12 protein-coding genes, 1 tRNA gene and 1 pseudogene are annotated in these 13,091 nt (G+C 58.5%); 6 read left to right on the forward strand and 8 right to left on the reverse strand.

The annotated features are described in order from the left end of the window. The 4 genes from EOM25_08880 to EOM25_08895 form a co-directional block, all read right to left on the reverse strand. A partial coding sequence (locus EOM25_08880) for a sensor histidine kinase (GenBank protein NCC25297.1) occupies nucleotides 1–1,094 on the reverse strand: 1,094 nt, incomplete at its 3' end. 7 nt (nucleotides 1,095–1,101) lie between these two features. Then, complete coding sequence (locus tag EOM25_08885) at nucleotides 1,102–2,331, reverse strand: response regulator (protein ID NCC25298.1); 1,230 nt, start codon at nucleotides 2,329–2,331, stop codon at nucleotides 1,102–1,104. 12 nt (nucleotides 2,332–2,343) lie between these two features. Continuing rightward, nucleotides 2,344–4,461 carry an STAS domain-containing protein gene (locus EOM25_08890; protein ID NCC25299.1) on the reverse strand — a complete coding sequence of 706 codons (2,118 nt, stop codon included), beginning with the start codon at nucleotides 4,459–4,461 and terminating at the stop codon, nucleotides 2,344–2,346. 14 nt (nucleotides 4,462–4,475) lie between these two features. Beyond that, nucleotides 4,476–5,057 carry a TetR/AcrR family transcriptional regulator gene (locus tag EOM25_08895; GenBank protein NCC25300.1) on the reverse strand — a complete coding sequence of 194 codons (582 nt, stop codon included), beginning with the start codon at nucleotides 5,055–5,057 and terminating at the stop codon, nucleotides 4,476–4,478. Between the two features lie 561 nt (nucleotides 5,058–5,618). Here EOM25_08895 and EOM25_08900 point away from each other — a divergent pair. Continuing rightward, nucleotides 5,619–6,641 (forward strand): metallophosphoesterase, encoded by a 1,023-nt coding sequence (locus EOM25_08900; protein ID NCC25301.1) that lies wholly within the window; start codon nucleotides 5,619–5,621, stop codon nucleotides 6,639–6,641. Between the two features lie 24 nt (nucleotides 6,642–6,665). Here the strand turns inward: EOM25_08900 and EOM25_08905 are convergent, their stop codons facing one another. The 4 genes from EOM25_08905 to EOM25_08920 form a co-directional block, all read right to left on the reverse strand. Further along, entirely contained in the window at nucleotides 6,666–7,544 is an 879-nt protein-coding gene (locus EOM25_08905) for a cation transporter (GenBank protein NCC25302.1), read from the reverse strand. A 13-nt stretch (nucleotides 7,545–7,557) separates the two neighbouring features. Continuing rightward, a complete protein-coding gene (locus EOM25_08910; protein NCC25303.1) occupies nucleotides 7,558–7,902 on the reverse strand; it encodes a cupin domain-containing protein in 345 nt (114 codons plus the stop codon). A gap of 600 nt (nucleotides 7,903–8,502) precedes the next feature. Further along, nucleotides 8,503–8,578 (reverse strand) — tRNA-Ala (locus tag EOM25_08915). 36 nt (nucleotides 8,579–8,614) lie between these two features. Further along, on the reverse strand, nucleotides 8,615–9,520 hold the full coding sequence (locus tag EOM25_08920) for a DMT family transporter (protein NCC25304.1): 906 nt from the start codon (nucleotides 9,518–9,520) through the stop codon (nucleotides 8,615–8,617). A 204-nt stretch (nucleotides 9,521–9,724) separates the two neighbouring features. Between EOM25_08920 and gmd the strand changes: the two genes are divergently transcribed. From gmd to EOM25_08945, 5 genes and pseudogenes are all read left to right on the forward strand, one after another. Next, entirely contained in the window at nucleotides 9,725–10,813 is a 1,089-nt protein-coding gene (gene gmd, locus EOM25_08925; protein ID NCC25305.1) for a GDP-mannose 4,6-dehydratase, read from the forward strand. A 180-nt stretch (nucleotides 10,814–10,993) separates the two neighbouring features. After that, nucleotides 10,994–11,224, forward strand: coding sequence for a DUF1902 domain-containing protein (locus EOM25_08930; protein ID NCC25306.1), 231 nt, complete (start codon nucleotides 10,994–10,996; stop codon nucleotides 11,222–11,224). Between the two features lies 1 nt (nucleotide 11,225). Continuing rightward, nucleotides 11,226–11,452 (forward strand): annotated as a pseudogene (locus tag EOM25_08935) (type II toxin-antitoxin system HicA family toxin). A gap of 70 nt (nucleotides 11,453–11,522) precedes the next feature. Next, a complete protein-coding gene (locus EOM25_08940; GenBank protein NCC25307.1) occupies nucleotides 11,523–12,563 on the forward strand; it encodes an IS630 family transposase in 1,041 nt (346 codons plus the stop codon). 68 nt (nucleotides 12,564–12,631) lie between these two features. Beyond that, a partial coding sequence (locus EOM25_08945) for an NAD-dependent epimerase/dehydratase family protein (GenBank protein NCC25308.1) occupies nucleotides 12,632–13,091 on the forward strand: 460 nt, incomplete at its 3' end.

Below are 13,091 nucleotides of genomic sequence, written 5' to 3' on the forward strand. Positions count from 1 at the left end.
AGAGGATTGTTGATCTCGTGGGCCACGCCTGCGGCCAGTCGGCCGATGGTGGCCATACGGTTGGCGTGCTCCATGTTCCGCAGGACAGTGTACCTGGTCCGGTCTGCCTCTTGAACCCGGCCGATCATGGTCGTGGCCACGGCAATGACCACGGCCAGGATTCCGGCCACGCTCAGGATCAGAACCCAGGCCAGACGGTTCTTGGCCTCGCGCAGGGTGTCCAGAAGCAGGTCCTGGCGTTTGAGAATCATCAGAATAAAGGGTGTGCGCTCGACAAATGCGTAGCCCAGGATGAGCTGTTCCGATGCCTCATCCACGATCATGGTCTCGGTGGTCGCCGAGTATTCGGGCAGTGGGAGGCTGAAACGTTCGAGCAGGTCTCCGTGGTATCGTGACGGCACCTGCAGCACACCTTGCTGGTTGACGATAAAGGCGTCGGCGTTGCCTGACAGGTCAAGACCGGCCAGCAGAGCCGTGAGCCTGCCCGTGTCGATGGTCGCCCGAAGCAGAGCTGTGGATCCGTTATTCGCTGTGAAACGCACGGCCATGGCCAGATGGGGCTGGTTCCGGTAGCCCAGGAACACGTCGCTGATGTATGATCCATGCTCCATGGCCTCCTGGAACCAATCCTGAGAACTGTAGTCCCTGCCCGCCAGATCGAAGGGCCCGGCGTAGGCCACCTGAAACCCCTGCTCGTCCACGATCCCCAAATCCGTGAACCCGCCAAAAGAAGACTTGAGCCCTTCCAGAATCTGACCCAACCTGTCTTGGTGACCAAACTCGCGGGTGGCCACGGTCCTCGTCACCAGATCCAAAGCCGCCAGCCGTTCTTCCAGATAGAAGGTCACCGTCCTCCGTGCGTTGGACGTGGTCCTGGCTGTCCGCAGAAGATTTTCCCGAAACAGGGCGTCCTTGGTCACCTGATAGTCCATGCCGATGACGAACAGCAGCGGCATCAGAGCCGCGGCTGTCAGCAGAGCCACGATTTTGACCCAGGTTTTCCGGTAATTGACCAAACCGCGGTACGAGGCGAACGTCTCTCTCGAGCCAAGCAGAAATTCCGGAACGATTCTTCGAATCCAGGAATGGGACATGGCGGGCCTACCTGCTTTGGCTCCCTGTGTTTGTCTGGGCCTTGGCGTGGGCCTTCTTAATGGTTTCGCTCAGGACTTCGAAATCCACGGGCTTGTGCAGATAGGCAAAAGCCCCGAGCCTCATGCACTCGTCGCGATCGGCCTCGGACCCGTGGCCGGTGAGGATGATGACCTCCACCTGGGGTCTGGACTTCTTGACGTTCCGCAGAACTTCGATGCCGTCAATGCCGGGCATCTTGAGATCCAGAACCATGACCTCGGGCTCGTCCTCGTCCACCAGCCGCAGGGCCGACTCGCCGTCAAAGGCCACTGCAGAGCCCATTTCCCTGAGCATCAGACGCTCCGACAGTGTCTGGACGAATTCCCGCTCGTCGTCGACCAAAAGAACCTTGCCCGGAAGTTCGAAGTCGACCTTCCGATAAATGTCCGACTGGTGGAACTTCGGGCCGACCTTGGTTCGGACCTCCCGGACCCCGGCCACCCCGGAGGCGATCTCGGCCAATTCCCGCTCCAGCCGCTCAAGCATGAGGACGTTCTTGTTGATGATCACCGTGACCGCCCCGCCCACGCTCTCCACCTGGACATGGTGCCCGGCCGAGGCCAAAACCGTCTCTACCTGGGCCGCCAGGAGAAAATCCTTGGCCGCAGTCCGGGAAGAACCGGTGGGATCGAGCATGGCCCCGGTCAGGTGGTCGACGATATTTTCGGTGGCCTTGGTTGGGCCGAACTTGTCCACGGGCACGACCAGGTCGTAGAGGGCCGAATCCCAGGGATCGTCATGACCAACAGCCGATTTGACCCAGGCCGATCGGTCCTCGTCGCCCTTTTTGATGTGCCGTTTGGCCTCCGACTCGGTCACCCCCAGCCGTTCGGCCACGTCGATCCGGTACTTGAGCCCGGAAATGACGCAAATTCTCAGGACGTGCGAAATGGACTGGGGAGCGAGAACCGAGCAGAACCCGTGGACGAGAAGGTTGTCGCCCTCGTCCAGTATCCTGGCCACGGCCAGCCGCAGCCAGGAGATGGCCCGCTCCTTCTCATGGGTGAACTTGTTGAAGATGGACGTCCCGGCGAAGAAGGCCTTGGCGATCCGGTCCGTGTCCATGTCGGCCAGATCCGCGGCCCGAGCCACGACGTCCCGGTCGGAGACAAGGGACATCCCGGTCCGTTCCAGGACCTTGGCCGTAATTTCATCGGCCTCGCAGTATAATCCGCTGAACAGGCAGGCAACACTCATGTCAAACCTCCATTAGGTTGTGCGGCACAAATTGAGCAGAGGGCAGGAGTCCTCGCGGACCACATTGGCGTGGGCCGCGGCGTGGGTGGCGCACAGGGCCTGCTCGGTGCTGGCGTACACATGATCCTCCCCGATCTTTTCCAAAAGGTGCGTCCGCTTGATCACGGCCATGACCGATTCGTTCACACCGCTCAGGGAGATGTCCACCCCGGCGCTGCGGACCCGATCCACGATGAGCGACAACGCCTCCTCGCCAGAGGCGTCCATGTCGTTGATTCCCTCGGCCACCAAGATGATGTGCCTGAGATCGGGTGCATCCTGCATCCGGGCCGTGATCTGGTCTTCAAGAAAGCTCGCGTTGGCGAAAAAGAGCGGGCCCTCGAATCGAACCACAGCGATATGGTCGCATTCGCGCAGACCGTGCGACAAGGCGTCGCGCAGGGCCTCGTCCTGGCCCCGGGACAGGGAGCAGACTCGGGGCCGCATGCTCTTGTAGAGGAAGACCCCCAGGGAAAGAGCCACTCCGACCATGATCCCCTTGTCCAGATGCGGAGCAAAGACCAGGGTGCAGATGAAGGACAGAACCGAGATAACGCCGTCGTAGCGTTGGGCCTTCCAGGCATGGATGAAGCCTGCGGCATTGATCAACCCTATGACGGCCATCATGATCACCGCGGCCAGCACGGCCTGGGGCAGATGGTAGAGAAGCGGGGTGAAGAACATGAGGACGATGACGACCATGAGGGAGGTGATCACGCTTGAGATGCCGCTCACGGCCCCGGCCTGGAGGTTGACGGCCGAACGGGAGAAGGACCCCGAGGCTGGATAGCTCTGCCCGATGGCCCCCAGCATGTTGGCCAGGCCCTGGCCGATGAGTTCCTGGTTGGGGTCGAGCCTCTGACCGGTCTTGGCGGCCATGGCCTTGGCGATGGAAATGGCCTCCATGAAACCCAGCAGGGAAATGATGGCCGCAAAGGGCAGCAGACGAAGAATGACCTTGATGTCCAGGGGCGGGATGGCAAAGGCCGGCAGACCGGATGGGATCTTGCCGACAACTGCCCCGCCGCCCATCATGGTCAGGCCATCGGGGCCCAGTTCTCCGTTGCCGACCTTGAGTCTCCAGGTTCGTCCGTCCCCGGTCAGACCGGCCGGAATCGAGCCCCGTTCGTAAAAGGCCATGCCGCCACTCTCCCTGACCCCGACCAGAAGAACATCCCGCAACTCGGCCCGAAGATCACGCTGTTTTTCCTTGAGCATGTCCATGCGGGCGTTGACCAGGGCCAGATCGTGGACGGCGTCAATTTTGACCACGTTCGACTCGGCCCCTTCGACCTTGGCCGTCAAATCGGTTCGCTTTCCGGCCAGCTCCTTGAGCTCGCGCACGCTCTCGTTGAAGGCCTCGATCGTGGACCGCACTTCCTGGGTCTCGATGGCTGTCAATGGAGCCTTGATGTCATGGTTGAAGCCCATGCCCCAGGACAGGAGGGTGGTCACCACCACCGCCACCAGAACATTAGGAATTTTGGGATTTATCTTTTTCAAGCCGAACATGATGCCAAAGGCGAACAGACCCATGGCCAGGGTCGGCCAGTGGGTGTAGTGCACTGCCGACTGCACGACCCGCACAATGGTCTCATAGTGGTGTTCGGCGTTGTCCACCGAGACCCCGAACATCTTGGACAGCTGGGAGGTGGCGATGATGATGGCCGCGGCGTTGGTGAAGCCGTTGACCACCGGGTGGGACAAGAAATTGACCACCAGCCCCAGACGAAGCACGCCCAGGAGAAACTGGAACACGCCCACGGACAGGGCTAGAAGCACGGCGTAGGCGATATAGCCCTGGCTTCCGGCCGTGGCCAGAGGTTCCAGGGAGGCGGCGGTCATCAGGGAGACCACGGCCACCGGACCGGTGGCCAACTGTCGGCTGGAACCGAACAGAGCCGCCACCATTGGCGGCAGGAACGCGGCGTAGAGTCCAAAGTAGGCTGGCAGGCCTGCCAACTGGGCATAGGCCATGGACTGGGGAATGAGCACTAGGGCCACGGTCACCCCGGCCAGGGCATCGGCCCGGAAGGCACCCGGACTGTATCCTTTGAACCAGGTCAGGAATGGAAAAATTCTGTGCAACATGGCAATGTCTCCACTCAGGGTTTGAGCATCCTCCTGCACGATGCCAGAAGGTCGTTGTACAAGGCCCCGGCGTCGTACAGATTAAAATTTTTGAACCGGACCAGTCCGTCTACCATGGTGAAGATGATCAGGGCCGTTTTCCGCGAATGGACCTGACCGATGGACCCGTCCTCCTGCCCCTTGACGATGGCCTGCTCGAACATGTCCGCCATACAGTTGTAGATCGATTCGAGGTGTTCCCGGAATTCCGGGTTGTCGGCCGCGAACCGGTACAAAAACTGGCGTTGCAAAAGCAGGAACTGGTATTCCATGAGCCCGGCCAGATAGAGGTAGAACGAGACCACCTCTTCCAGCATGTGCAGACCGTCCCGGAATTCCCGGCCTTCCATGAACCGGCCGAAGGCCTCGACAATCCCGTCTCGGGTGTCCTCCAGAATGGTCAGGAGCAGATGCTCCTTGTTTTTGAAGTGGTAGAAGATGGTTCCCTCGGCCGCCCCGGTCAGGTTTGAGAGCTCCTGCATGGAGGTCCCGGCGAATCCTTTGTTGGCAAAAAGGACCGTTGCTGCTTTGAGTATTGCGTCCCGTTTTTTTGACATCCAAATCTCCCTTTTTTTCCCGACTGAGTGCTCAGTCGGTTTTTTTGTTTATGGAATTTTATTTCCACCTGTCAAGCCTCAAAGAAAAATAAACTGAAACACCCGGTAATTTTATAAATAACCAATTGAAAATACATATATTTTTTGGAAAAAAATTAGAAAGAATCGACCAGGAGCACATGTTCATCCAGTCGGGGAAGATGCGCGAAACAGCCCGGCAACCGCCAGAACCCCATGGCTGCCATTCTTTACCCCCGACCATTGCCCGTGTATGCAAATCGTGCGAGTGAGCCCTGCCGTTCAGGGCCCATAATACCCGGTCTTGCCTTTTTCGGTTTGACCAGTTCCCGACAACCTCCCACAAGAGCACGAACCATGGGCAAACTGGGCAGTATCAGCATCTTCTTTCTTCTCCTCTTCCTGATCTCGACCGTCATCGGCCTATACATCAGCCGCCGTATCATCCGCCCAGCCGGCCTCGGCCCATGGGGCCGGATCATTGCCGGATCCTTCCTGGTCGTCGGTCTGCTGACCACACCAGCAGTCATCGTTCTTCGCCGCATGCGTCTTGAAAGTGTCTGGGTCGACACAGCCATCTGGGCCGGATACATGATTTTCGGTCTCATCCTCTTTCTCTTCACTCTCTGCCTGGTCCGGGATGCGATTCTCCTCGCCCTCTTGATGGTCGACCGCATTCGGACCAGGTTCCGGCCCCAGACCCCACCAGTCCGACCGGCCGTGGCCTGGGCCGGGAAAACCGCCAGAGCCACCAATGTCCTCATCCTGGCCTTTTCGATCATGCTGTGCGTTCTGGGAGTCTTTCAGGCCAGACAGGTTCCGGACGTCAGAACCGTGACTCTCAGTCTTTCCAAGCTGGACCCGGCCCTCAACGGCCTTCGCCTGGTCCAGTTGACGGATCTGCACATCGGTCCGACCATCAGAGAATCATGGCTGGAAAAGGTGGTCGAGCGGACCAATGAGCTCGAACCTGACTTGGTGGCCATCACCGGGGACCTTGTCGACGGCCCAGTGGAGCGGCTGGCCGAAGAGCTCAGGCCCCTGGCCGACATCAAGGCCGAATTGGGAACCTTCATCGTCACTGGGAATCACGAGTATTATTCGGACGCCCTGCCCTGGATCGAGGCATTGCGAAAGATGGGATTGGTCGTGCTCATGAACGAACACGCAGTGGTGGAAAAAAATGGGGGAGTTCTGGTCGTCGCCGGGGTGACCGATCTCCAGGCCGGACGCTTCGACCCGGACCAGCGCTCGGATCCGGCCCGGGCCGTGGACGGGGCCCCGGAACAGGCCGCCAAGATTCTTCTGGCCCACCAGCCCAAGACCGCCCTCCAGGCCGTCGGTCTTGGCTACGACCTCCAGGTCTCCGGGCACACCCACGGAGGACAGTTCTTTCCCGGGACCATCTTGGTCCATCTCTTCCAGCCTTTTGTGGCCGGACTGCACCAGGTGGGCGACATGCTCCTCTACGTCAGCCGGGGCACGGGCTATTGGGGGCCGCCGCTTCGCATCGGTTCGCCATCGGAGATCACCCTCTTTGTTCTCCACGCCCCCGAGGCCGACTGAAAAACCGGCCTTGAGCCGTCGATCTCAGTCCTCGGCGTCGTCCGGATCGAGGTGATAGGTCACGTCCACCACCTCGGGAAAGGCCTCGCCGACGGCCGCGCTGATTTCCTCGCCGATGTCGTGGGCCCTGGACAGGATCAGGCCTCGGTCGACCACCAGATGATAGTCCACGAACATTGCCCCGCCCTGGTACCTGGTCCGCAATTTGTGAATGTCGTGGACCTCGGGGTGGGCCAGGGCGATGGACCGGATCCGCTCGGAAACCTTGCTCGGAGCCCCGGCCTCGGAGAGTTCCCGCAGGGCCGGAGCCAGGATGTCCCAGGCCGACTTCAGGATGAAAACGGCCACGACAAAGGCCCCTAACGGGTCAAGAAATGTCCAGGATGGAACGAGCATGGCCCCGAGAACGGCCACGACCACGGGGATGGAACTCAAGGCATCGGAGCGGTGGTGCCAGGCGTTGGCCTTCAGCGCCCTGCTTTGGATCTGTCGGCCCCGGATCATGGTCCACCGGAAGAGGATCTCCTTGACCAGGATGGACGCGACGGCCGCGGCCAGGGCCACCGGACCGGGGCCTGATTTCTCCGAAGCCCCCAGACCGCCCAAAGCCTCCCAGGCGATGCCGATGCCCGCCACAGCCAGCATCAGGGCGATGAAGACCGTGACAAAGGTCTCCATCCGGCGATGCCCATAGGGGTGATCCTCGTCGGCCGGCCGGGACCAGAGAAAGGACCCCCCGATGACCGCCGCGTCCGTGACCAAATCCGAAAGGCTGTGCATGCCGTCGGCCAGCACGGCCCGACTGCCGCCCCAATATCCAGCCCCGAGCTTCAGGGAAGCCAGAGCGAGATTCCAGAACAGCCCCCACCAGGTAACCCGGCGGACGATCTGTTCGGGATTCATGGAACTACCGGCCTCAGAACAGGGCCGGGCAATGGGTCACGAAGAGTCGGAGCACGCCCGGGCCGGTGTTGCGCATCGCGTGGCGGACTCCGTGGGGGACCATCAGATAGTCGCCGGCTCCGACGGATTTCCAGGTCCCATTCACATAGGCCTCGCCCTGGCCGTCCAGAATCATGATCGAATCCGACTGTTGGGCGTGCACATGCTCGTCGATGGTCGTCCCGGGGGAAATCTCCAACAGGGATACGCTGGTCCCACACCCGTCCGCCCCACCCACGAGCCTGGCGATGCGCACACCCGAAAAGACCGGGTGCTCGAAATACTCCGCCGTGCCGAACGGCCAATGCCTGGTTTCCATGGAACCTCCTTGCTCCTCGTTCAAGTTGACTCTTTTCCCATTGCCGAAAAAGAACCAACCAACCTCGTTCCTTTTTTCCCGACGATACCTTCACATGTCGTTGACCTGAGCACTCCGCTCGGTCATCGGCGCGTATCCATCGGTAATCGTCACCGACCAGGGGCAAACTCTCCGCTTCCGAAGAAAAAAACAAGTCTGAATTTTCACGGTATTCCCCTCGACAATGGCCCTGGACACCAGCATGCGCAACGCCAGGGACCTTATCGTCGAGTGCTCGGCCAACCCGGGTCGCTTGATTTCAGACGTGGCCATCCTCGGCTTTGGCAGCCCTACCGCGCAACCAATCCCGTCAGCCTGCCGAACATACGACCTGCCCCCGAACTCTGATCCTGAACCGTCGGCAGAAATCAGAAAGTGGCAGGACGAAGACGGAAACTGGCATTTCACGGATTTTTGAGGAGGGACGGGGTGGCAATAACATCTGATTCGGCTTCAGATCTTGGCCGCGATGACGCGTCGAGCTTGACCCTTCGTGTACCATGATTGTGTGCCAAAAAGAAAAAAGGCCTTGCCGGTTTCCCGGCAAGACCTTGATTTCCTTGGTGGAGACGAGGAGGATCGAACTCCCGACCTCTGCCTTGCGAAGGCAGCGCTCTCCCAGCTGAGCTACGTCCCCGAAAGGTTGTTTCCCTATACGATGCGCCTTCAGCCTTCAAGCATTATTTCCGGAGGCCCTGCGGCCCGGCAGGGCCTTGATGGCCAATCCGGCCAGGATAAGGACCAGCCCGGCCAGGGTCGAAACCAGTATCCGCTCCCCGACCACAAACCGAATGAAGACCAGGGACAAAAACGGCGACAGATAGATATAGTGACTGACCTGGGCCGCGCTCCGGGCCAGACGCAAGGCTGAGAGCCAAAGCACGTAGGTCACCCCCATCTCGAAGACGCCCACATAGGCGCACCCGGCCAGGCCGACCAATCCGCCAAAGGAGTACCCGCCGTTGAATACCGCCCAGACCGCCGCATAAACCAGGCCGAAGCAAAAATTGAGAAAGAGCCTGGCCACCGGATCCATGCGGTCTTTTGTATTGTAGATCCAGTACAGGGACCAGATGAGGGTGCTGCCTAGGGCCAGCCCCACACCCAGGGGGCTTTCAAACTCCAGAGACCAGGGATTTCCGCGGGTGGCGATGACCAGGACGCCCATGTAGCTGACCACGATCCCGACCAGTTCCTTGATGGTCAATTTCTGGCCGAGCAGAAAAACGGCCAGCAAGGCCAGGGTGATCCCCCAGGTGTAATTGAGGGTCTGGGCCTCCTGGGCCGGAAGCAAGTCGTAGGCCTTGAACAAAACCAGATAATAGGCGAAGGGATTGAGCAACCCGAACAGGGCCGAGGTCTTGAGGCCGTTTCTCCTGAACACGGCCAGCAATCCAGCTGGTCCTGATCGTTTCAGGAGAATCAGACCCAGGGCCAGGGCCGAGAACAGAGACGACCAGAACAGGAGCTGGACCGGCTCCACATGAAGCAGGCTGATCTTGAAGGCCGAGGCCACCGTGGACCAGATGCCCACCGTGGCCAGGGCCAGGAACGTGGCTTTGGTTGGATTCGTGTCCATATTCTCCTATTGGCCTGGGTGCACTATTTCGCCTCAACCGGGTTCAGATAGCCAAGGCCGGGGTTCCTGGCAATTCGCTGACCGGTCTGCGATATTCTTGCGTGTAAACTGATTTCATGGAAACATCAGAAAAAATGGCTGGGGAGTGTGCAAAAAACTGTATTGAATCCTTGAAACGACATTTTTTGGACCCCATGAGGCACCATGAAAAAAAAGGCGCTCATCACCGGTATTACCGGACAGGACGGTTCCTACCTGGCCGAATCCCTTCTGCAGAAGGGCTACGAGGTCCATGGCATCAAACGCCGGGCCTCGCTCTTCAATACCGATCGCATCGATCATCTGTACCAGGACCCGCACCAGCCAGGCCGGGCCTTTCATCTTCACTACGGGGACCTGACCGATGCCGCCAACCTGATCCGTATCGTCCAGCAGATTCAACCGGACGAAATCTACAATCTGGCCGCCCAGTCCCATGTGCAGGTCTCCTTCGAGACCCCCGAGTACACGGCCAACGTCGATGCCCTGGGGGCCCTGCGCATGCTCGAGGCCATTCGCATCCTCGGCCTGAACAAAAAAACCCGCTTCTATCAGGCATCCACATCGGAGTTGTACGGATTGGTCCAGGATACCCCCCAGACCGAGACGACCCCGTTCTACCCAAGATCGCCCTATGCCTGCGCCAAGCTTTACGCCTACTGGATCACGGTCAACTACCGCGAGGCCTACGGCATGTACGCCTGCAACGGCATCCTCTTCAACCACGAATCCCCGGTCCGGGGCGAAACCTTTGTCACCCGCAAGATCTCCCGGGCCCTGGCCCGTATCTATCTCGGCCTCCAGGAGTGCCTGTACCTGGGCAACCTGAACGCCCTGCGCGATTGGGGCCACGCCCGCGACTATGTGGAAATGCAATGGCTCATGCTCCAACAGGATAGGCCCGACGACTATGTCATCGCCACAGGCGAGCAGCATTCGGTCCGAGAGTTCGTCCAGACTGCGGCCCGGGAACTCGGCATGGTCATCGAATTTTCGGGAGAAGGCGTCGAAGAGAAGGGCGTCAACCCGGCCAACGGCAAGACCATCGTCGCCGTTGATCCCAGATATTTCCGGCCCACGGAGGTCGAAACCCTGCTGGGCGATCCGGCCAAGGGCAAGGCCCAACTCGGATGGAAACCCAGGATCACCTTTCAGGAACTGGTCGCCGAAATGGTCCGGGCCGACCTGGAAGAGGCCAAGAAGGAAGAACTTTGCGTCCGAGCGGGGTTTAGCATCACCTCGCCCCACGAATAGGGGCTGCTGAAAAATGCTTGAAATCCGGGTGCTGTAAAATAATCCGGCACCCAGCCCCAAAATGAGTTGGAGACACCACAAAAATGAGAGACAAATCCTCCATACTTTTCAAAGGATTTTGCAAAATTTAAAACACCAGTGCTGTCTGGCCCAATGGCCCAGTCGTACAGGAGGATACCTATGGAAACCGTAATCTCTCTTCATATTAAGCAGCTGCCGGAGGGACTTTATCTTGCGACATCTTCGGATGTTCAAGGTCTGGTAGCTCAGGGCAGAACGATCGCTGAAACCATGGAGATCGCACGGGATGTGGCAAGACGATTGATTGAGGCCCAGACGGAGAGAGCGTCGGGTAGAAATTTGCGCCCTGTTGGCGGCGCTTTCGATCTTCAGATAGTCGTCGGGTGTTGAATTGGGCAGACTATCAGGCTTTCGGTATCGAGAGATCGTCAAGCGATTACGAAGTCAAGGGTTTTTTTTGATCGACAAGCCGCCGGAAGTCATGAGATTTGGAATAATCCATCCACCAATCTCTACACGACCGTCCCCAATCACCCTGGGGATATTCCTGAAGGGACGTTGAGAGCGATACTGAAACAGGCGGGCCTGGATATCGATGCTTTCTTGGCCCTCAAGTAGGCACTTCTGTGTCTAGTGTTGCGTCCTTCAAATAAATAGATAATAATACCTCCCATCCAAGGAGGTGTTTATGGCTGCACGAGTCCGGGTTGAGTTGAGTCAGGAACAAGCAACAACCCTGATGATGTGGGTTGGCTCAGGAAAAACAGAGCAACGACTGGCCTTGCGAGCGAAGGTGATTTTGCTCGCCTCAGAGGGTTTGAGCCTGCATAATATCGCTGAAAAAACCGGACTGAACTGGCAAAGCTGCTTAAAATGGCGCAAACGCTTCTTGGAGCAAGGTCTTGATGGGCTCAAAGACAAGGAAGGCCGTGGAAGACCACAAGAAATTTCACCAGATGAGCGGGTGAGCGTAGTTGCGTTAGCGTGCACAACCCCGCCTGACGGAAGTACTCGTTGGAGCGTGCGCAAATTGGCGGAAGTGACGGGACACGGGAAGTCCACAGTTCAGAAAATCTTGTCTGAGGCGGTCATCAAGCCGCATAAGACCGCCTATTGGTGCGGAAAAAGTCCTGATCCCGAGTTTGAAGAAAAGCAGGCGGCGATTGTCGGGTTTTACATGAATCCGCCGGAAAATGCGCTGGTGCTGTCGGTTGACGAGAAATCTCAGATACAGGCCCTGGACAGGACTCAGACCCTGTTGCCTATGAAGCCAGGCGCAAGTCGAAGGCTGACGGCAACGTACAAAAGAAACGGCACGACGTGCCTATTGGCGGCCCTGGCAGTTCACAGCGGAGCCATCTCGGGCCGATGTGTAGATAGCGCAACTCATGAAGAATTTCTTTTGTTTTTGAAGCAGTTATGTCGAAAAAATCCCGGCAGGCATCTGCATGTGATTGTGGACAACTTGGCCGTCCATAAACACCAGAAAATCAAAGACTGGGTGGCCGGCAAGAGGCCGATTACGTTGCATTTCACGCCAACATACTCTTCCTGGCTGAATCAGATAGAAATCTGGTTCAATATATTCAGCCGAGACGTGATCCGAGGCGGAATTTGGAAGTCAAAACAGGAACTGGTCGATCAGATCATGGACTACATCAAGAACTATAACCAGCTCTGGGCAAAACCATTCAAGTGGACCTACACGGGAAAACCCTTGACCGTCTGATATGGATCAATTTCGTGGACGCAACACTAGACGGTATGAGCACGAAACACCACAGCGATGACCAGACAATGAACACAAAAAATACGATTCTCGTGGCCGGAGCGGCCGGCATGGTCGGCAGCGCCATTGTCCGGGCCCTGTTGGATGCGGGACACGAGAAAATCCTGGGCACCATCCACAGAACAGAGCCGGACTTCGGCCCCCAGGCCAGTGGTCGGGTTCGACTGGCGGCCCTGGATCTCATGGACCCAACCACTGTGCGCACTTTTTTCATGAACGAACGACCGCATACAGTCATCCTGGCCGCGGCGCGCGTCGGCGGCATCAAGGCCAATGCCGATTATCCGGCCGAATTCATTTACGACAATTTGATGATCGCCTGCAATGTCATTCATGCCGCGCATCTGGCCGACGTTCAACACCTGCTCTTTCTGGGCTCATCCTGCATCTACCCCCGCCTGGCCCCGCAACCCATGGCCGAGTCCGCCCTTCTGACCGGCCCATTGGAGCCAACAAACGAACCGTACG

Source organism: Deltaproteobacteria bacterium (genome assembly GCA_009929795.1).
Lineage (GTDB): Bacteria > Desulfobacterota > Desulfovibrionia > Desulfovibrionales > Desulfomicrobiaceae > RZZR01.